This is a genomic window from Gramella sp. Hel_I_59 (assembly GCF_006714895.1).
GTDB lineage: Bacteria > Bacteroidota > Bacteroidia > Flavobacteriales > Flavobacteriaceae > Christiangramia.
This window is the reverse complement of the sequence record NZ_VFME01000001.1, coordinates 1,098,739-1,119,731: the sequence shown is the minus strand read 5'-3', so window position 1 is coordinate 1,119,731 and position 20,993 is coordinate 1,098,739. Positions and strand designations below refer to the sequence as shown.

Below are 20,993 nucleotides of genomic sequence, written 5' to 3'. Positions count from 1 at the left end.
GCGAAAATTCCGACGCGCAATATAAGAAACATTAACACTACTATTAAGCTTGCAATCATTTAAATTTAAATCTAAAATTCACATTATGAACCGACTTTTGTTATGTCTGGCGGGATCTTTTCTGTTCCTTAATGGAATGGCAGCTCAGGAAAACCTGGACTACCAGAAACCACCGCAGGAAATCCTTGAACTTATCGATGTTCCCCTGGCACCTTCCACTCTAATAGATAGTGATGCAGAAATGATGATCTTCCTGTACCGTGATCAATTTAAAAGCATAGCCGAACTAAGCGAAGAAGAATTACGCCTGGGTGGTTTGAGAATTAACCCCGTGACCAATATTAATAGCAGAGCACGTTATTACAATAACTTCAAAGTTAAATCTGTAAAAGCAAAAGAACCGGTACAGGTCAACGGACTTCCGGAAAACCCTCGTCTTACCAATTTTTCCTGGTCACCAGATGAAAGTATGATGGCATTTACTCATACTACAGATACTGGAGTAGAATTGTGGGTACTTGATATTGAAAATGCTGCTGCAAGAAAACTTACCGAGGCCAATCTTAATGCGAATATGCGCAGCACTGTGAACTGGTTTAGAGATAATTCTGCTATTCTGGTCACTACCCTTCCTAAAGATAGAAAAGCGTTAATCGATACCGAAACTTCGGTTCCCTCGGGTCCTACAATTTCGGTTAGCGATGGAAAAGAAGCCCAGAACAGAACCTATCAGGATCTACTGAAGAATCCTGATGATGAATATAATTTCGAACAATTAGCCAGATCTGAGATCATGAAAGTAAATCTGGATGGTACAGTTTCGTCATGGATGGCTCCCAAAATGTATTCTGATATATCATTCTCGCCAGACGGAGAATATGTAATGGTTACACATTTAAAAAAGCCATTTTCATACCTGGTTCCATATTACAGATTCCCTTCAGAAACGAGTATATATGACAAGAATGGGCAACTAGTAAATATGATTAATGAAGTACCGCTCATAGAGGATCTGCCAAAAGGTTTTATGGCCGAAAGAGAAGGCAAACGAGATTGGAGTTGGAGAAGTGATCGTCCTGCGACCTTAACCTATGTTGTGGCTCTTGATGGTGGAGATCCTGAAAAAGAAGTTGAATACAGAGATGAATATTTTCAGCTTGATGCGCCATTTAAAGGTGAAGGGAAATCCCTTATTAAACTTAAGAATCGTGCAAGCGGAATTACCTGGGGCGATGATGATACTGCCTTAGCGAACGATTACTGGTGGAATACCAGAAATACGAAAACCTATGTTTTTGATCCATCCAATTCCTCCCAGAAGCCGGAAATCATTTTTGACAGAAATTATCAGGATGTATACAGCGATCCAGGTAGATTTGTGATGTCCAAAAACAAATGGGGACGTTCTGTTCTTGAACTTGATAAAGATAAAGCTTTTCTAATGGGTTCAGGTTTTACAGAGGATGGACAATTTCCTTTTGTGGATAAAATCGATCTCAGTTCTGGTGAAACTGAACGTATGTACCAATCTGAACTAAAAGATCAAAAAGAAAGCCTGGTGGAAGCTCTGGACATTGATAAAGGTGAGATCCTAGTTCGTATTGAATCTTCTACCGAGTACCCGAATTACTTTATTAGAGATATAGGTTCTAAGAATAAACTAACCCAGATCACCAATTTCAAGAATCCTTTCAAATCCCTGGAAGAAGTTCATAAGGAAGTGATAACTTATAAGAGAGATGACGGTCTGGAACTAAATGCCACTCTTTATCTCCCAGCTGGTTATGATATGTCTAACCCTGAAAAACTTCCTATGTTCATGTGGGCATATCCAAGAGAATTCAAGGATAAAAATTCAGCTTCCCAGAACACTTCCAATGCTAACGATTTTACATATCCTTATTACGGATCGCCAGTATATTGGGTGAACAGAGGTTATGTAGTGCTCGATGATGCATCGTTCCCAATAGTAGGAGAAGGTGATGAAGAACCTAACGACACATTCAGAAAGCAATTGGTAGCAAATGCGAAAGCGGCTATAGATGCTGTGGATGAAAGAGGATTTGTAGATCGTGATCGAGTAGCCGTTGGCGGACACAGTTATGGCGCTTTTATGACTGCTAACCTGCTTTCTCATTCAGATCTTTTTGCTGCAGGAATCGCTCGAAGTGGTGCTTACAATCGTACCCTTACCCCTTTTGGGTTTCAAAGTGAAGAAAGAAATTACTGGGAAGCTCCGGAAATTTATAATACCATGTCTCCTTTTATGCATGCAGAAAAAATGGATACTCCGTTATTGATGATCCATGGGGAAGCAGATAATAACTCAGGAACTTATCCAATGCAAAGTGAGCGTTATTTTAATGCACTTAAAGGATTAGGAGCAACTGCAAGATTGGTGATGTTACCTAAGGAAAGTCATGGTTATAGCGCAAAGGAATCTGTACTGCACGTATTATGGGAACAGGATCAATGGCTGGAAAAATATGTGAAGAATAGAGAAATAGAATCTAATACTGAACAGCAGGAAGCTGGGAATTAATACATTTTTCTCATCCTAATAAAAAGCCCTCGGGGTAAACCGGGGGCTTTTTTTGTACCAAAAAAAAGAAAGCGCAGCTGCTACCAACAACTACGCTCTCTTCAACCTAACCAATAAATCAACCATTAGAGGAGTCCTCTAAACTTATTAACCTCAACTTTAGCTTTGAGATCATGTAACAAATTATATAAACCGAAGAATGTTCTACTCATATAAAGGAAATGCCTACTTCCTCGATTTCCATTCATACGACGTAGTTCCGGATCCTTAGAATATTTTTCACTTAGCTGGGAAAGATTGTCCCAGAATTCTTTATCTGTAAAATCGAATACTTCAGATTGATACGGAGTTGAAAACATTGCAAACATCTCGTAAAACATTTCAGAGAAAAACTTCTTCTCCTTATCTGTATCTTTTTCCTGAAGAATTTCCAGCTCCAATAATCTTCCGTGGAAATAATCTGAATTATCAAGATTATTGCGATCTGTCAATGAGAAATAAGGAGTATAAAAATCATCTGGAATTTGTTTAATACAACCAAAATCAATGGCGATCAGATTATTCTCAGAATCCACCATGAAATTTCCCGGATGTGGATCTGCATGTACCATCTGTAGTCCGTGAATCTGGAACATATAAAAATCCCAAAGAGCCTGACCTACTTTATCTGCAAGCTCCTGTGAAGTATTCTGTTTAGAAAATTCACTAAGATGCATTCCATTCATCCAGTCCATAGTAATTATTCTCTCGCTGGAAAGATCTTCATAGTATTTTGGGAATTTAATATTAGGAATGTGAGCAGCCGCCTTGGAAATATGCTTACTTTGCTTCACTTCCAGAATATAATCAGTTTCCTCAAGAAGTTTTCCTTCAACTTCCTTAAAATACTTTTCAGAATCCTTTGCTGAAAGATTGAACATTTTTAAAGCAATTGGTTTTACCATCGCAAGATCTGAACTGATACTATCTGCAACCCCCGGATATTGGATTTTCACAGCAAGTTTTTTCCCATCTTTTGTCGCCTTGTGTACCTGACCGATACTGGCGGCATTAACCGACTGGGTTGCAAAAGTATCATAAAGTTCTTCCGGATATGCTCCGTTATATTTCTTAAAAGTTTTTCTTACTAATGGAGCTGAAAGTGGCGGGACACTAAATTGCGCCAGGCTAAACTTTTCTACGTACGCACCAGGAAGTAAATTCTTCTCCATTGATAGCATTTGAGCTACCTTTAATGCGCTTCCCTTTAGACTTTTAAGCCCGTCATAAATATCTGTAGCATTATCTTCATCCAATTCATCACGTGTTAGTTCAGAATTAAATGCCTTTTTACCGTAATATTTGATGTAATTCCCACCAATCTTAACCCCGGTCTGAACCAGTTTGCTGGTACGGCCTATTTTACCTGTTGGAATTTTATCTATCGTTTTCATAATCTTTTTATTAGGCCATTCGTTCTTTCCATAAGAACTTCCCGAAGTCTACTACACGCTCCAAGGGAGTATTATCGAATAGATCAAATACGGTATGTACAGATTTTTCAATTGCCACGTCTGTACTTTCAAAGGATGGGGAATTGTCCTCCATCCAGAATTTTAGCAGGAATAGAAATTGAACCCATACTCCTTCGCTAAAAATACTTTCACTCTGCTCGAATAGTTTAAAAGATTTTTCACTATTTCCGTCAGCAATCAATTCCTTGGCGAAACTGCGCATCTTTTTACGCAAACCTTTAAGTTGTTCAAGGTTCTTCATTCGGTCCTCGTGCTCACTAAGTGCGTAGAGAACGTAACTTCTGTTTGCAGTTAATACCTCAAAGAATGTATAGAAAAAAGTGAGTAGCTTTTCGCGATTACTGAAGGAGTGATAATCTGGTGACTTCTCCATGACAGATAGGGTATTATCAAAAAACTTAGCCCAGATCTTCTTTCTTAAACCATCAAAACTTCCGAAGAATTCATAAAACTCCTGTTCGGTTATATCATTTTTTTTAGCAAACTTATATACACTTCGTGGAGTACTTTCATTCACAAGTACATAATCCATGTAGATTGCTATTAACTTGTCCTCACTTGGCTTCTTCTTCACCTTACTATTTCCTGTTGCCTTTGCCATAATTATTATTTCTTTTTCAAAGATACTACTTTGTTTAATTATTTAGGTTATTCGATAAACAAAACTTTGTTAAAAGTTCTCATTCAGCTAAATACAATGGCTTAGACGTATTTTTAGGGCTTTCATTACATAGGGTGTCAGTTTGACAGCAAAGCATTATTGGTATTTTTTTTGAATCTCTAAAACCGAACAAAATTCTAAATCAAATTATATGGCAACCGGAAAAATAAATGTGTCTGTTGAAAACATATTTCCGCTTATTAAAAAGTTTTTATACAGTGATCATGAAATCTTTTTAAGGGAGCTGATCTCAAATGCAACCGATGCAACTTTAAAATTAAAGCACCTTAGTAGTCTAGGTGAAGCTAATGTTGAATATGGCAATCCTACGATTGAAGTAAAAATTAACGAGGAAAACAATACGCTGCATATTATTGATCAGGGTATTGGGATGACGAAAGATGAGGTTAAGAAATATATTAATGAAGTTGCCTTTTCTGGAGCTGAAGAGTTTCTTGACAAATACAAAGACTCTGCAAAAGACAGTGGAATAATAGGCCATTTTGGTCTTGGTTTCTATTCTGCTTTTATGGTAGCGAACAAAGTAGAGATCTTAACTAAGTCTCATAAAGATGAACCTGCAGCTCACTGGATTTGTGAAGGTACTACAGAATTCACACTTGAAGATGCTGAAAAATCTACTCACGGGACTGAAGTGATCCTTCATATTAACGATGAGGATAAAGAATTTCTGGAAGAGAATAGAATCCAGGAACTTTTGGTAAAGTATAATAAGTTTATGCCTATACCAATTAAGTTTGGTACTAAGGAAGAAACCTTACCACTCCCTGAAGATGCTAAAGAGGATGCTAAGCCGGAAACAAAAACCGTTGATAATATCATCAACAATCCAAATCCTGCTTGGACAAAGCAACCAACAGATTTAGAGGAAAAAGACTATAATGGTTTCTATAAGGAATTGTATCCAATGCAATTCGAAGATCCATTATTTCATATCCACCTAAATGTAGATTATCCTTTCAACCTGACAGGAATCCTTTATTTCCCTCGAATGGCTCAGGATATGAATATCCAGAAGGATAAAATCCAGTTATACCAGAACCAGGTTTATGTAACCGATAATGTGGAAGGTATCGTACCGGAATTCCTTACGATGCTTCGTGGAGTGATCGACTCTCCAGATATTCCACTAAACGTATCAAGGTCTTATTTACAGGCTGATGGTGCCGTTAAGAAAATATCGAGTTATATCACACGTAAAGTTGCAGATAAACTGAAAAGCTTATTCAACAACAATCGTGAGGATTTCGAGAAAAAATGGAATGATATTAAAATCGTGATCGAATACGGAATGCTTTCAGAAGATAAATTCTTCGAAAAAGCTGATAAGTTCGCGCTGTATCCAACAACAGAAAACGAATTCTTCACTTTTGAAGAGCTTAAAGAAGCGATCAAGGATAATCAAACCGATAAGGATGATAAACTGGTTGTTTTATATGCTTCTAATAAAGACGAGCAACATAGTTATATCCAGGCAGCTAAGGATAAAGGCTACAAAGTACTAATGCTGGATAGCCCTATCGTTTCTCACCTGCTTCAAAAGCTTGAAACCTCTCACGAAAATATTTCTTTCGTAAGAGTAGATTCAGATCACGTAGATAACCTTATTAAGACAGATGATGAGAAGATCTCAAAATTATCTGATGAAGAGAAGGAACAGCTTAAAGGTGATTTCGAAAAAGTAATTCCTGCGGAAAAGTATACGATCCAGATGGAAGCAATGGATAGCACTGCCGCGCCGCTAATCATTACGCAACCGGAATTTATGCGTAGAATGAAAGAAATGCAGCAAACCGGTGGTGGCGGAATGTTTGGAATGGGCAATATGCCTGAAATGTATAACCTTGTGGTTAACACCAACCACGAGTTGATAAATACTATTCTAAATACCAAAACTGAGAAGAAACAACAACGCTTGATCAAGCAATCGCTCGACCTTGCAAGATTGTCTCAAAATCTTCTGAAAGGTGAAGAACTTACTGATTTTATCAAAAGAAGTTTCGATATGGTAAAGTAATCACTTTACTTCCGACTAACAAAGCCGCTGATTTACAGCGGCTTTTTTATTAACCAATAAATTAAATACTATGAAGAAATTGATCGTTCTATTCTTAATTGTCAGCATCGTAAGCTGTAAGAATTCTTCCGAAGAAGAGAAAATCCCTGTTGAACCTGATAATGGCATTGGAGATGGCGCCGGCCCTCCGCAGGTTTTAAGTTTTTCTGAAAATATCGAAGAGGCTCACAACAAAGCTGGCTTTAAAATGAAGGAAGCAGTTTCCATTGATATTCAGCTTAACTTTGGAGGTTCAGAAAGACTGAATGCAAAACTGGCTATGAATACCAACTCAAGTGGTATCAAGGTTGAAAAGAATAATGGTTCTACCATCGTATTTGATGGAAGTAAGGTGGCCATATCACCAGATTCCAGTGCTACAGATGGCGCTCGTTTTGATATTTTCACTTGGCAATATTTCTTTGCTATGCCTTTCAAACTAACAGATCCAGGTACCGTTTGGGAAGAATCAAGTCAGCGTAAGCTTGATAGCCTAGAATATCCATCCTCTAAATTAACTTTTAAAAGTGATACCGGAGATTCACCAGACGACTGGTATGTGGTGTATCAGGACGATAAAAGCAAGTTATTAAAGGCCGCCGCCTATATTGTGACTTTTGGTACAGATAAGTCTAAAGCTGAAGAAAATCCACATGCGATCGTCTATAGCGATTACAAGACAGTCGAAGATGTAAGTTTTGCCACTACCTGGAGTTTCCATAACTGGAATGAAGAAAGCGGATTAGGTGATAAAATTGGAGAGGCAAAGATCTCGAATGTCCAGTTCTTTCAACCTGAGGAGAATTATTTTCAGATTCCCGAAAACTCAAAAGAGGTTAAGAAATAAGCTAAACCTTCTCTGGAATAGCAGACATGCTTAAGTTCTTATAAATGATCTGGTAAAATTGCTGGACATCATATGGTTTTATAATGATGTCGCTCATCCCTGCGGATTGGATCTCCTCACGAATTTCTTCTACCTCCACAGCCGTTAAAGCTACAATAGGAAGATATTTATTGAAGGTGCGAATTTCACTGGTAGCTTCCAGTCCGCTAATACCAGGCATATTTACATCCATAAGTACAAGATGGTAATTAGATTCCCTGACCATTTCTATGGCTGTGGTACCATCGCCGGCAACTTCACATTCAAAATCCTTCTTCTCAAGAATTCTTTTGGTAACTACTTGATTGATTCGGTTATCATCAACAATCAGGATACGTTTTTTACCATGCAAAGCAAGTTGATCCAGATCATCTTCTATGACCGGAACTTCAGCTTTTGTGTGATCAATTCCGAAGTCTATAGTAAAACTAAATGACGATCCCTCCCCTTCTTTAGTGTCCAGTTTGATCTTAGAACCAAAGAGTTTCAGTAATTTTTTTACAATAGGTAAACCTAGTCCTGTTCCCTGGTAATTATAATTGCTATTCTCTAATTGCGAGAATTCCTCAAAGATCATCTTCTTCTTACTTTCAGGTATCCCTGGACCATTATCCTCAATTACAAAATGGATCTTCGCGGTATCAGTATTCTCCTCCAGATGATTGATGCTGATTTTAATAAGGCCACGCTCGGTGAACTTCATGGCATTACCAACCAGATTCATAAGAACTTGCGACAAACGAACTGAATCGCCTATAAGATATGATGGAATTTGATCGTCAATATCCAGAATGATCTCATTCTTATTCTGTACTCTCGTAAACTCAAAACTGTTTACAATACTACTTAGAAGTTCCCGAATGTTGAACGAAACACTTTCCAGCTTAACTTCATTGCTCTCCATCTTATTCATTTGCAGAACATCGTTGATAAGCGCCAGAAGATAATCTGCAGAAAATTTTAATGATTTCAGATCAGTTTTATGTTTTTTCAGCCTTTTATCCTCCAATAGTAGCGAGGTAAGCCCAATCACTCCGTATAAAGGCGTTCGAATCTCGTGACTCACCGTACTGAAAAACCTGGTTTTCATCCTGGATAAATTTTCAGCCTGGTCACGTGCAGATTTATACTGCTTATTTTTCTTCTGAAGCTCAGAAATAAGGTTTCTTCTATCACGGTTTATTTTGAAAAGAAACACCAATATAAAAACCAGTACTACTGAAGAAATGACCATAATGATCACTTTTTCCTTAGAACGACTTATCAATTCATCCTTAAGGCTCTCTTCTCTCTGGGCAATTTCAAGATCCTTTTCATATTCTGATAGTTTGAATTTCGCATCAGCGATCTCCATCTCCCGTACTTTTTCATTCTCGAATATGAGATCATTGAATTCGGTAAACTTTCTTTGTGCATTGAAGGCTCCCTGATAATCTCCTTCCTTTTCGAGAAACGCAGCATAATATTTATAAGCCTCAGCCGCTTGAATATACAGACTATCCTTTTCTGCTAACTGTAGAGACTTATCGTAATATACGTGTGCAGAATCAAATGCTTTTTTATGCACATAATACCTTCCATGCAGCATATACATTTGAGATAACCAGACATTATAACGCGAATCGTTTTCTTTAACTTCATCCAGCATTAGTTCGAGTGCACGATCCAGGAATGGAAATGCTCTATCATATTGATTTGCATCAAGGTAGGTCCAGCCAATGTTGGTGGTTGGCGCAATAAGCTCTTCCCTCATATTTAGGTCCCTTGCGAGCTTTATAGCTTTATTATAATAATCGATCCCTTCATCCCTGTATGCTGGATTCTCAGAAAGGGCGTTCCCAAGATTATTGTAAGATGTTAGAAGTATGGAATCATTTCCAGTCTTTTCGGCGTATTCCAGACCAAAAGCATAATTCTGCCGGGCACGGTCTAGATCTTTTGTATCAGAATATATATGTCCCAGGGAATGATAAGCTCTAGAAACATATAGATTATTATCCTTTTCTTTGGCTAAAGTGACTAGATCATAAGCCTTATCTACCGCTTGCTGATACTGGTATTTTAGAATATCCTCGTTGACTTTGTCAAGCAGAGTTTGAAGTGTATCTTTCGGTTTTTCAAGGCTATGCTGCGCATTAGTAACGCTGAAGCATAAAAAAAACAAGAGAAAATAAACTGAAACGTTTGTTTTCAATTAATTTATATTAGGTTATCGATAGATTTTGGACGCTGAAATTACTCCATTTAAAGTACTTACACAACTAAAATTTTCAAAAAACATCTAACTATTAACAATTTAGCCATGCATTTATTTGCATTATCTTCATCAAAAATCTTAATTATGGAAAATCCGTGGCATCTATTTTTAATGTCCTTTATGTACATTTTCGCAGGTATTATGCATTTTGTAAAACCGAAAATGTATATGCGAATTATGCCAAGATACCTTCCGTCCCATAAACAGCTGGTTTTACTCAGTGGTCTCGCTGAGATACTTCTTGGGATCGGATTATTATTCACTTCAACACGAAACGCTTCCATCTATGGTATTGCGATTATGCTGCTTATATTTTTACTGGTACACTTTTATATGCTGTCCTCAAAAAAGGCCGCAGCAGGAATTTCACGCTGGATTTTAATTGCGAGAATTCCCCTACAGTTCGTTCTTATATGGTGGGCACTTTTTTACCTGACATAGGCTTATGGAAATTATAGAATTACGAGGTGCAAGTCTGCTCTATATTGAAAATTTTCTAAGCAATGAACAAGCAGATAAACTCTTTGTTAACTTGATGGATTACGATCATTGGAGACAGGATCATATTAAAATGTTTGGGAAGGAAATACTTCAGCCAAGACTTACCGCTTTATTCAGTGATAATAACAATGCATATACCTATTCTGGTCTTACGATGCATCCGGAGCTATTTCCTACCTATTTGACAGGTGTTAAGGAACGCTGTGAAGAGATTTGTGAACAGTCTTTTAATGCCTGCCTGGCGAATCTCTATCGCGATGGTCAGGATAGTATGGGCTGGCATGCCGATGATGAAAAGGAGCTTGGAACCAATCCTTTTATTGCTTCAGTAAGTGTTGGTGAGCCCCGCATGTTTCATCTAAAGGACCGAAAAGATAAAAATCTTACCTACAAAAAAAGGCTGCAACACGGCAGCCTTTTAGTAATGAGAGGTGAAACTCAGAAATTCTGGAAACATCAATTGCCTAAAACAAAGAAGCAGATTGGCCCCAGAATAAATCTCACGTTTCGAAAAATATATTAAGAGTAGATATCATTCAATACCTTCGCAAGTCTAAGTCCGCCTTTTTGCAATTGGGCCAGTACCTGCGGCATATGATCATACATATATCTATATCCTAGCTTTTCACCATTCTCTACTCCATTATAAAGATCATCTGCCATATCTCTCGATTCATAAACCCAGTCCAGCAATTCACCTTTCTGTATTGTTGCCTTTTGCTTCTTGGTAAGCCTTCCTGTATTCATCGCTAATTCAGTATAGCTCATCTGGTAAAAATTGATCATCTCACTATCCCACACCCGGTGAATGTTCGAACCATCATTGAACCATCTCACCTGTATATCGTTTCCGCCTTTATCTTCAGAATGTCCGGTATGAAATGGCTGATGCAGATCTCCAACAAAATGTACCAGCATTTTTAAATGAAACTGCTTCTCATCCCTGGAAGCCGACTTATCCTTTAGAACTTTTACGCATTTTCTGATGGCTTGAACCAGGTCACCATCTTCACTTGCTTCAGCTTCGATATAAGTATCCTGATCTGGATCAATGTTCACATAGTGCCAAGGTCCATATTTTCTGTATGCAGCATCGCTTTTGATGTCATCTGCGTAATTAGCCACAAATGCAAGTCCATGGCCATCCAGTAGATCATTGATCGCCTTCTGAGCTTCTTTAGATAAATGATTTTGCGCGATCTCTGCAGTTGCACGGTGACCTGTTTTCCCCCAATCTGAATCAGCTGCCTGACCTTTGGCACACATCAGTAAAACGGAAAAAAGAAATAATATTTTTTTCATAGTAGTAATTTATAGGATCCAAATATAAGACTCCCAATAAAATTTTAATGTTAAGAATTGAAATTCATTAAATTTAATATAGTATATTTATGATATCATTTTAATATCATATTTCAAATGACTGAAGAAAAAACTATCACTGGATTTAATGGATACATTATGCTGTTTGCATTTTTGATCCTTTTGTTTGGAAGTATTATTGCCATTTTCAATACCGGTAGTCCTGCATGGGCATTGGGTGTTCTAATGGCTTTTCTTATAGTTCCCGGACTTATCCTGGTGAATCCAAACGAGTCGAGAGTACTACTTCTTTTTGGTGATTATAAGGGAACGGTAAAGGAAAACGGACTTTTCTGGGTGAATCCGTTCTATACTAAAAAGAAGATCTCACTAAGAGCGAGAAATTTTGACAGCGAAAGATTAAAAGTGAATGATAAGCTTGGAAATCCAGTAATGATTAGTACCATTCTGGTTTGGAGGGTTCAGGATACTTTTAAAGCATCCTTTGATGTAGATAATTTTGAGAATTTCGTAGTGGTACAGACTGATGCAGCCGTTCGGAAATTAGCCAGTTTATACCCATATGATAACTTTGCAGATGAAGGTCTGGATGAGGATATCACTTTGAGATCCAGTGTAAATGAAGTAAGTGATGCTTTGGAAAAAGAGCTGGAGGAACGATTGAATATAGCTGGAATTGAAGTTCTAGAAGCTCGTATTGGATATCTTGCCTATGCAAACGAAATTGCCAGTGCTATGTTAAAAAGACAACAGGCTACGGCAATTGTAGCTGCCAGGCACAAGATCGTAGAAGGTGCAGTTAGTATGGTGGAAATGGCACTCGAGGAACTTAGCAGAAAGCAAGTGGTTGAACTTGATGGGGAACGCAGAGCCGCAATGGTTAGCAATCTAATGGTGGTGTTATGTGGAGATCGGGATGCGACACCCGTAGTAAATGCCGGAACTTTGAATCACTAGAATGCGCATATTCAAGGAGAACCAGAGATTCAGACAATGGTGGCTTATTATTCTTTTGATCACCATTGTAATTGCCAGTGCACTCCCTCTTTTTTCTGAAATATCCATAAATAAGGTACGGCTTAAAAGTCTGATTGCGCCAATAATTAGTTTGGTGATTTTTATCCTGATATTTATTCTGAACCTTGAAACAAGGATTAACAGCAAAGGAATTAGCGCAGGTTTTGAACCTTTACCTTTCTTCAGAAGAAATTATAACTGGGACGAGATTCAGGAATGTTATGTAAGAACCTACGCACCTGTTTCTGAATATGGAGGATGGGGAATTCGAGGCTTCGGAAGAGCGAAAGCCTATAACGTTTCAGGTAACAAAGGCATACAGATCATCACAAAAAATAATGAACGCTTTTTAATTGGTACAGAAAAACCTGATCTGGCAAGAAGAGCGATCAACAAGAATTTTAAAAATCATAAAGAATGAAGAAATCAATCTGTTTAGTTTTGATGATCATCTCCTCGCTATTCGCATTAGCACAGGATACGACATTCACAGAAACTGAACGAAGTATAGATGAATTTACAGATGGTACGCTAACATTACCGGTCAACGAAAATGATAAATACCTCATCATTTTCATCCAGGGATCTGGCCCAACAGATAGAAATGGGAATCAGCCTATGTTGCAGAACGATGGCATAAAAAAAATAGCTCGGGAACTTGCGGCCAATGGGATTGCTTCTTTTAGATATGATAAACGAATCTTTAAAGCACAAAAACTTCAATTAAGCGAAAAAGACATGATCTTCGAGGATTTTGTCGAGGATGCTAAAAATGTAGTAATGCATTTCAGAAAAGAAGAAAAATTCAGCAAGATCATCATAGCCGGACACAGTGAAGGGAGCCTCATTGGGATGCTGGTCGCTCAGGAAAATGCTGACGCATTTATTTCCCTAGCCGGCGCTGCAGATCCTATTGACGAGATTATCACTGAGCAGGTCACGAACATGGCTCCAGAATTAGGAGTGAGTGCACGTACCGCTTTCGATGAAATGGCAGAGAATGGAAAAACTTCTAACTATAGTCCTATGCTGGAAGCAGTGTTCAGACCTTCAGTTCAACCATTCATGGCAAGCTGGATGAAATATAACCCTTCAGAAGAAATCAGTAAACTTAAGATCCCGGTCCTTGTAGTAAATGGAACTTTAGATATTCAGGTGAGTGAAGAGCAGGCACAAAAACTGGCAGAGGCAAATGAGAATTCAGAGTTAGCGATTCTGGATCAAATGAATCATATTTTCAGAAAAATTGAAACGAAAGATCGACTGGTAAATTCAAAATCATACAATGAACCAAACTTACCTTTGCACCCCGAGCTAGTTTCAATTTTAACTGAATTTGTAAAGGAACTTGACTAAATTATGGGTAAGAAAAAGGCATTTGCACTTCGGGTTGATGAAGATATGCTAAAAGCGATTGAGAAATGGGCAGCTGATGAATTCAGAAGTACCAATGGACAGATCGAGTGGATGCTTAACAAAGCCCTGAAAGACGCAAAGCGACATCCCAAACCAAAAAACGACCAAGAATAATGTTCAAAATAGTATTTTCAGATATTGACGGCACACTATTAAATGCAGATCGTGACCTATCACCACTTACCATACAAACCATTAAATCGCTGGAAGAAAGAGATATACCATTCATTTTAATAAGCTCCAGAATGCCGGCAGCCATGCGCCATCTTCAGCAAAAGCTAGGGATAGCGCATCAACCGATTATCTCCTATAATGGCGGACTTATCCTCGTAGATGGAAAAGCTGTAAGTTCTACGGAAATTCAAATTAGTACTCTGGAAAGCTTACATCAATTTAATATCGCACATGATGTACATCTAAGTCTTTTTCATGCTGATGAATGGTATGTTCCCAGAGAAGATTTCTGGACACGTAGGGAAATTAATAATACCAAGGTACAACCGCAATTAAGTAGTAATGCCGAAGTATTAGAAAGCTGGAAAGCTGCTGGGAAGGGCGCACATAAGATCATGGCAATGGGCGAAGAAGAAAAGATCGATAGCATCAGGGACTTTCTTGTTAAAAATCACGGTGAGGATCTTCATTTGTACCGAAGCAAACCAAGTTATCTCGAGATCGCACCCCGAAAGATATCGAAGCTTACTGCAGTGGAGCATTTGCTAAAGGAGCATTTTCGTTTACCGCTCTCACAAAGCATGGCTTTTGGAGATAACTATAATGATCGTGAAATGCTGCAGGGTGTTGGTTTAGGAATCGCCGTAGGAAATGCCAAGCCCGAAGTACTTGAAATAGCTCACATGGTTACCGCACCAGGAAAGGAAGATGGTGTAGCGCAAAGTATTCGTGAGATCTTATTGCAATAACTGAAAAGGAGACCGGCAGAAATTTTAAAAATTGTATTTTGCCGATCAACTTTTAAAAATTCTATGGAAACATCTGCCTTATTCACCAATGATGCGATTGTCTTTGGACTATTAATGATCGCTCTGGGTTTTGTGTTTTACACCTCTTCTCAAAAAGAAGGATTCTGGAGTAAATTTTATAAAGTCGTTCCCGCACTACTTATGTGCTACCTTATCCCGGCGATTTTTAATTCGGTTGGACTCATAGATGATGACATTTCACAACTTTATTTTGTTGCCAGTCGCTACCTTTTACCTGCGGCTCTGGTATTAATGACTTTAAGTATAGACCTGAAGGCAGTATTCAACCTTGGTCCCAAAGCTCTTATCATGTTTTTTGCAGGAACTCTGGGTATCGTTCTTGGGGGACCGCTCGCGATATTACTCATCTCTGCATTTTCTCCGGAAACTGTAGGCGGTGTTGGTCCAGACGCAGTTTGGCGAGGCCTCTCTACAATTGCTGGTAGTTGGATTGGTGGCGGTGCAAACCAGGCCGCAATGCTCGAGATCTACGAATACAATCAGGATCTTTATGGAGGGATGGTTCTTGTCGACATTATCGTTGCCAACCTCTGGATGGCTATTGTCTTGATGGGAATCGGGAAAAATGAAGCAATTGATCGATGGCTACAGGCAGACAATTCAGCCATTGAAGAACTGAAAGTTAAAGTTAGCAGTTATGCTGAAAGTGTTAACAGGATTCCAATGTTACCAGATTTTATGATCATGCTGGCTCTGGCATTTGGAGCAGTTGGTATAGCGCATTGGGGAGCAGATGGAATTTCTACATACCTAACCGCTAATTTTGATATTTTCAATGATGGTAAAAGCGCACTTTCCTCCTTCTCTTCCCAGTTTTTCTGGATGATCACCATCGCTACTGCCCTGGGTATCATGTTCTCATTCACGAAATTCAAAAAATACGAAGGTGCTGGTGCCAGTAAAATTGGAAGCATATTTATCTATATCCTTGTTGCTACCATCGGTATGAAAATGGACCTGACATCGGTTTTTGATAATCCCGGACTTCTGGCGATAGGTCTCGTATGGATTCTAATTCATGTGATCGTATTGGTTATCACAGCGAAACTTATAAAGGCTCCGTACTTTTTCCTTGCGGTAGGAAGCCAGGCCAACGTAGGCGGGGCAGCCTCAGCTCCGGTAGTTGCAGCAGCATTTCATCCATCCCTTGCTACCGTAGGTGTGCTACTGGCAGTCTTTGGTTATGTAGTGGGTACTTATGGCGCTATTTTGTGTACAATTTTAATGCAATTAGCGGCTACCAGTTAGTAATAAACAGAAAAATATAAGATATTTGCGCACTTTAAAACTGCATCCCACAATGAAAAAATTAGCTCTTCTTTTAGTTATTCTGATCAGCATTAGCGCCTGTTCCGAAAAAGAAAGCAACCTGATTGTAAATGGAGAGATCAAAGGCCTGAAAAAAGGAACTTTGTACCTTCAAAAAATTGAAGACACTGCATTGGTAAATGTAGACTCAGTTCAGGTAACCGGAGATCCAAATTTTACTATGGAAACCTATCTGGAGAGTCCTCAGATCATGTACCTGTATCTTGAAAAGGTTGATAATAATCAGTATGATGATCGCATAGATTTCTTCGCAGATCAAGGACAGATCACTATCAACACAAAACTGGATAAGTTTGAAACCAGTGCAGAAGTTATTGGATCTGTGAACCAGGAGAAATTAGTTGAATACAGGAAAATGATAAGTAGGTTCAATGATCAAAACCTCGATTTAATCAAAGCAAGTTTCGAAGCAGAAAAAGATCAGGACGAAGAGAAACTTATGGAGATCGACCAGAAGTATGATAAATTGCTACGTAGAAAATATCTCTATACTGTAAATTTTGCACTGAATAACAAGCAACATGAAATAGCACCTTATCTTGCACTTTCTGAAGTTTTTGATGCAAACATCAAGTACCTTGATACTATTTATAATTCCCTAGAACCAAAGATCAAAAAGTCTAAGTATGGTGAGGAATTGAAAAGCTTCTTGAAGGAACGCAGAAAAGAGGAAAAACTGGAAGATAAAGTGCAGGCACAGGAAGTTGAAAATTCCTAGTTTAGCAGAAAATAATATGAAAATGGAGCCTAATGGCTCCTTTTTTTATTTCTTAATATTTCTTTGGGTCAAAAGAAGAACAGTGTTCCATATTTTGTAGAAAAAACAACTATGAATAAGACGAATACAGAATATGACCTGATCTGTGCCGGCGGAGGTATCATGAGTGCAAGCCTTGCTCTAATGCTGAAATTAATAGATCCGGAAATTAAGATCATCATCTTTGAACGACTGGATAAGATCGCCCAGGAGAGTACCAAAGCATGGAATAATGCAGGTACAGGGCATTCAGCATTCTGTGAACTTAACTATACTCCAGAGCAGGAAGATGGCTCCATAGATATTTCCAAGGCGATTGATACCTTTCAACAATTTGAGAAATCAAAACAGTTCTGGGCTCATTTAACCAGTCAGGAATTAATAAAAGACCCTCAGAGTTTTATTCATAGTATTCCGCATCATGCATGGGTGCGCGGGGAAGATAATGTCAATTTTCTCAAAAAGAGGTTCGAACGTATGAGCTCTGAATTTATGTTTGAAAAAATGGAATTCACCAAAGATCAGGAGACGATGCAAAAGTGGTTTCCCCTCATCATGAAAGATCGTGAACCGGATGAACAAATGGCGGCAACCCGAATGGAATTAGGAACTGGCGTGAACTTTGGTTCTCTTACTGAACAATACTTTGATCTCTTAGAAAATCATTTTAAAGTTCCGGTTATAAGAAACACGGAGGTTCTGGACATTGATCCTGATGGACCCGATGACTGGTCGGCTATAGTTAAAGATCTGAATACCGGCAAAAAATCCTATTACGACGCGGAACATATTTTTATTGGTACTGGAGGAGGAGCTTTGCCTCTATTACAAAAAGTCGAGATCCCTGAAAAAGATGGGTATGGTGGCTTTCCAGTAAGCGGACAATGGCTTTCGTGCACGAACAGAGATGTTATCGCAAAACATGATGCCAAAGTTTATAGTAAGGCTGGTGTGGATGCACCACCAATGTCGGTACCTCATCTGGATTCTAGATTCATTGATGGTAAGAAAGAATTACTGTTTGGACCATTTGCAGGTTTTAGCACTAAATTTCTAAAGGAAGGATCTATTCTTGACCTACCTAAATCTTTAAGTTTTGACAATATTCCATCTATGTGGGGAGTTTTCTGGCACAATCTTCCGCTTACCACCTATCTCATCGATCAAGTAAGAATGAATCACGAAGACCGGGTTGATGAATTAAGGGTTTTTCTTAAGGATGCTAAACCGGAGGATTGGGAACTAAAAGTTGCTGGCCAACGAGTTCAGATCATTAAACGAGATAAAGAACAAGGAGGAGTTCTGGAATTTGGTACAGACGTAGTACATAGCAAGGATGGTAAAATAACGGCCTTGCTTGGAGCTTCCCCAGGTGCATCTACTGCTGTTCATATTATGCTCGAGGTGATGCAGATTGCATTTCCAGAGAAGTTAAGAACTAAAGAATATCGTAAACAATTGGATAAGATGATCCCATTCTGGAACAGAGATGTTCGTGAAGACAAAGAAGGCTTTAAAGCAGTTCAGGAGCGCACCAGTAAGTTATTGCAACTTGACGCGCTACACTAAGATTAAAATTTTACTTACAAAATAAGGCCTCTCTAATGAGAGGCTTTTTTATACCGAAGGAGATTTGCTTCCAATCTCGCTAAGAACTGGCGTTAAACCAAATAATTTTCAAACAAAAAAGCTCCCCCTTTCGGAGAAGCTTTTCATCAAGAGCCGATGGAGGGACTCCCTTCGACTGCGCTCAGGACAGGCTTCTCGTCCCTATCATATTTCAAACAAAAAAGCTCCCCCTTTTGGGGAAGCTTTTCATTAAGAGCCGATGGAGGGACTCGAACCCACGACCTGCTGATTACAAATCAGCTGCTCTAGCCAGCTGAGCTACATCGGCAACTTATTAAAGTGCATTCAGTTTCTCGACAAGATCTTTCGCCTTCTTCTCAAGATCCTTCTCGATATCTCTAAAGTGTTTTTGTTTGTTCTCAACGTCACGTCGATTGATCTCTCTGATCAATTCATCGTAGTCGCTGATAGCTTCGTCCACGATAGCTTCAGACTTATTATCATCTTTCTTCGGATTAGCCATTTGGTGAATATAGGCAGCATCGATGATGTCTCCCATTACATAATTCACGTTTTTCTTAAGCAGTCTTTTACTAGCCATTATCATTTAATTTCGGCTGCGAATTTAAACTATTTTTCGAAATGAAAATGATTTTATCAAAATTTAATTCTGATATTTTTTCAGGATTTCAAGTGCTTCCGGCATATGTCTAGAAGCGTTCATACTATTGAACCTGTGCAGTAGTTTGCCATCCTTACCAAAAACAAAGGTTTCTCTTCCGGGAAGAAGTCCTAAAAGACTGGCTTTCACATTGAATGCGTTTCTCGCTTTTTTGTCTCTATCAGAAAGGAAAATGTATGGCAAATTATATTTTTCACTGAATTTCGCATGGGAGGCAGTAGTATCTGCACTAATCCCAATAACCTCAGCACCCAGATCCTGAAATTCCTGGTAGCTATCACGAAAGCTGCAGGCTTCCTTGGTACATCCCGGAGTAAAATCCTTTGGATAAAAATAAACTACAAATGCTTTCTCACCCACAAGATCTCTAAAATTAAATTCCTTGCGATTCTGATCCTTTAACCTTAAATCTGGTACTAAATCTCCCTTCTTCATTATTCTCCTTTATAAGTGACATAATTACGCGGAGTCTCATACAGCGTAACTTCCAGGTCATGTGTTTCTTGAATTTGTTTACGAAGTTTATTCCATATGACTACCGAAATATTCTCAGCAGTGGGATTCAGGTTTTTAAATTCGGCTACCTCAACATTCAGGTTCTTATGATCAAACGCATCTTCAACTTCAGTTCGAATAAGATCCTTTAGGATTTTCAAATCCATCACAAAACCAGTTTCAGGATCAATATTTCCAGTCACAGATACTATGAGTTCATAATTATGCCCATGATAGTTTGGATTACTGCATTTTCCAAAAACCTCAAGGTTCCTGGCATCATCCCAGTCTTTTCTAAAAAGTCGATGGGCTGCATTAAAATGAGCTTTTCTGTGAACGGTTACTCTCATTGCTGAATGTGTGAATAATATTTATCAAAGATGATCTTAAACCATTCAGTATAAATAGAAGGGTTCGTTTGCATATCCTTTTCTATAGCTTCCAGGGACATCCACTTCCACTCTGCTACCTCATCTGGATTTAAATCTGGCTCACCTTCAAAATATCCTACGAGAATATGGTCGAATTCATGCTCCGTAAGACCATTATCAAATGGCGCTTTATATATAAAAGAAATGGTGTCTTTAAGTTCTGTTGAAAAACCCATCTCTTCCTGTAATCTACGCTTTCCAGCTTCAATATTGGATTCCCCCTCACGCTGGTGACTACAGCAGGTGTTTGTCCAGAGACCAGGTGAATGATATTTCGACAAAGCTCTTTGTTGAATCATCAATTCATTCTTATCATTAAAAACAAATACCGAAAAAGCTCTATGAAGCAATGCTTTTTCGTGGGCTTCGATCTTCTCCATCAGCCCTATTTGCTCATCTTTTTCGTTAACTAAAATTACTCTTTCCTGCGCCATTATTAAATTTGAAGCTCAAATGTACAAAATCAGGGTTTTGTTTCATAAAGATGCCGATTAAGCAATTCCTAAAGTTTTCCGAAGAATACAGCCATTCT

Annotated in this window: 21 protein-coding genes and 1 tRNA gene; 13 read left to right on the top strand and 9 right to left on the bottom strand. The window is 38.6% G+C overall.

The features are described from left to right. The first annotated feature begins 85 nt into the window (after positions 1-85). The gene (locus JM79_RS05155) at positions 86-2,542 is read left to right on the top strand and encodes a prolyl oligopeptidase family serine peptidase (RefSeq protein WP_141877117.1); all 2,457 of its coding nucleotides are present in this window, start codon (positions 86-88) and stop codon (positions 2,540-2,542) included. A 125-nt stretch (positions 2,543-2,667) separates the two neighbouring features. On the opposite strand, the gene JM79_RS05150 is transcribed toward JM79_RS05155, so the two are convergent. Together JM79_RS05150 and JM79_RS05145 are read right to left on the bottom strand one after the other, a co-directional pair. Then, on the bottom strand, positions 2,668-3,975 hold the full coding sequence (locus JM79_RS05150; RefSeq protein WP_141877116.1) for an AarF/UbiB family protein: 1,308 nt from the start codon (positions 3,973-3,975) through the stop codon (positions 2,668-2,670). Between the two features lie 10 nt (positions 3,976-3,985). Further along, positions 3,986-4,657: a TetR family transcriptional regulator C-terminal domain-containing protein gene (locus tag JM79_RS05145; protein ID WP_141877115.1), complete on the bottom strand. Its 672-nt coding sequence runs from the start codon at positions 4,655-4,657 to the stop codon at positions 3,986-3,988. 211 nt (positions 4,658-4,868) lie between these two features. Between JM79_RS05145 and htpG the strand changes: the two genes are divergently transcribed. Further along, positions 4,869-6,755: a molecular chaperone HtpG gene (htpG, locus tag JM79_RS05140; protein WP_141877114.1), complete on the top strand. Its 1,887-nt coding sequence runs from the start codon at positions 4,869-4,871 to the stop codon at positions 6,753-6,755. A 70-nt stretch (positions 6,756-6,825) separates the two neighbouring features. Further along, positions 6,826-7,641, top strand: coding sequence for a DUF6503 family protein (locus JM79_RS05135; protein ID WP_141877113.1), 816 nt, complete (start codon positions 6,826-6,828; stop codon positions 7,639-7,641). Position 7,642: 1 nt separating this feature from the next. On the opposite strand, the gene JM79_RS05130 is transcribed toward JM79_RS05135, so the two are convergent. Next, positions 7,643-9,874 (bottom strand): response regulator, encoded by a 2,232-nt coding sequence (locus JM79_RS05130; RefSeq protein ID WP_141877112.1) that lies wholly within the window; start codon positions 9,872-9,874, stop codon positions 7,643-7,645. Positions 9,875-10,021: 147 nt separating this feature from the next. Between JM79_RS05130 and JM79_RS16225 the strand changes: the two genes are divergently transcribed. Both JM79_RS16225 and JM79_RS05120 read left to right on the top strand, forming a co-directional pair. Then, entirely contained in the window at positions 10,022-10,378 is a 357-nt protein-coding gene (locus tag JM79_RS16225; RefSeq protein ID WP_141877111.1) for a hypothetical protein, read from the top strand. Positions 10,379-10,382: 4 nt separating this feature from the next. After that, a complete protein-coding gene (locus JM79_RS05120) occupies positions 10,383-10,961 on the top strand; it encodes an alpha-ketoglutarate-dependent dioxygenase AlkB (RefSeq protein WP_141877110.1) in 579 nt (192 codons plus the stop codon). On the opposite strand, the gene JM79_RS05115 is transcribed toward JM79_RS05120, so the two are convergent. Then, positions 10,958-11,740: a S1/P1 nuclease gene (locus JM79_RS05115; protein WP_141877109.1), complete on the bottom strand. Its 783-nt coding sequence runs from the start codon at positions 11,738-11,740 to the stop codon at positions 10,958-10,960. The two genes, JM79_RS05120 and JM79_RS05115, sit on opposite strands and share 4 nt — an antisense overlap. Positions 11,741-11,857: 117 nt before the next feature. Here JM79_RS05115 and JM79_RS05110 point away from each other — a divergent pair, with 117 nt between their 5' ends. The 8 genes from JM79_RS05110 (at position 11,858) to mqo (ending at position 18,853) form a co-directional block, all read left to right on the top strand. After that, positions 11,858-12,718, top strand: coding sequence for an SPFH domain-containing protein (locus tag JM79_RS05110; RefSeq protein WP_141877108.1), 861 nt, complete (start codon positions 11,858-11,860; stop codon positions 12,716-12,718). Position 12,719: 1 nt separating this feature from the next. After that, positions 12,720-13,199, top strand: a complete 480-nt coding sequence (locus JM79_RS05105) for a hypothetical protein (protein ID WP_141877107.1) — start codon at positions 12,720-12,722, stop codon at positions 13,197-13,199. Beyond that, on the top strand, positions 13,196-14,134 hold the full coding sequence (locus tag JM79_RS05100; RefSeq protein WP_141877106.1) for an alpha/beta hydrolase: 939 nt from the start codon (positions 13,196-13,198) through the stop codon (positions 14,132-14,134). The genes JM79_RS05105 and JM79_RS05100 overlap by 4 nt, the downstream gene beginning before the upstream one ends. Before the next feature lie 3 nt (positions 14,135-14,137). Next, the gene (locus JM79_RS05095) at positions 14,138-14,308 is read left to right on the top strand and encodes an Arc family DNA binding domain-containing protein (RefSeq protein WP_141877105.1); all 171 of its coding nucleotides are present in this window, start codon (positions 14,138-14,140) and stop codon (positions 14,306-14,308) included. Continuing rightward, positions 14,308-15,117: an HAD family hydrolase gene (locus tag JM79_RS05090; protein WP_141877104.1), complete on the top strand. Its 810-nt coding sequence runs from the start codon at positions 14,308-14,310 to the stop codon at positions 15,115-15,117. The genes JM79_RS05095 and JM79_RS05090 overlap by 1 nt, the downstream gene beginning before the upstream one ends. 63 nt (positions 15,118-15,180) lie before the next feature. Further along, on the top strand, positions 15,181-16,446 hold the full coding sequence (locus tag JM79_RS05085; protein ID WP_141877103.1) for a DUF819 family protein: 1,266 nt from the start codon (positions 15,181-15,183) through the stop codon (positions 16,444-16,446). 52 nt (positions 16,447-16,498) lie between these two features. After that, positions 16,499-17,245 carry a DUF4369 domain-containing protein gene (locus tag JM79_RS05080; protein ID WP_141877102.1) on the top strand — a complete coding sequence of 249 codons (747 nt, stop codon included), beginning with the start codon at positions 16,499-16,501 and terminating at the stop codon, positions 17,243-17,245. Positions 17,246-17,356: 111 nt separating this feature from the next. Beyond that, positions 17,357-18,853, top strand: a complete 1,497-nt coding sequence (mqo, locus tag JM79_RS05075; RefSeq protein ID WP_141877101.1) for a malate dehydrogenase (quinone) — start codon at positions 17,357-17,359, stop codon at positions 18,851-18,853. A gap of 254 nt (positions 18,854-19,107) precedes the next feature. Here mqo and JM79_RS05070 read toward each other — a convergent pair. The 5 genes from JM79_RS05070 to idi all read right to left on the bottom strand — a co-directional run bounded on the left by JM79_RS05070 (position 19,108) and on the right by idi (position 20,895). After that, a tRNA-Thr gene (locus tag JM79_RS05070) sits at positions 19,108-19,181 on the bottom strand. Between the two features lie 6 nt (positions 19,182-19,187). After that, positions 19,188-19,454, bottom strand: a complete 267-nt coding sequence (locus JM79_RS05065) for a hypothetical protein (protein ID WP_141877100.1) — start codon at positions 19,452-19,454, stop codon at positions 19,188-19,190. Positions 19,455-19,517: 63 nt separating this feature from the next. After that, positions 19,518-19,970, bottom strand: a complete 453-nt coding sequence (locus JM79_RS05060) for a peroxiredoxin (RefSeq protein WP_141877099.1) — start codon at positions 19,968-19,970, stop codon at positions 19,518-19,520. After that, positions 19,970-20,380 carry a 6-carboxytetrahydropterin synthase gene (locus JM79_RS05055; protein ID WP_141877098.1) on the bottom strand — a complete coding sequence of 137 codons (411 nt, stop codon included), beginning with the start codon at positions 20,378-20,380 and terminating at the stop codon, positions 19,970-19,972. Before JM79_RS05055 ends, JM79_RS05060 begins: the two co-directional genes overlap by 1 nt. Then, entirely contained in the window at positions 20,377-20,895 is a 519-nt protein-coding gene (gene idi / locus JM79_RS05050) for an isopentenyl-diphosphate Delta-isomerase (RefSeq protein ID WP_141877097.1), read from the bottom strand. The genes JM79_RS05055 and idi overlap by 4 nt, the downstream gene beginning before the upstream one ends. Positions 20,896-20,993 lie beyond the last annotated feature (98 nt).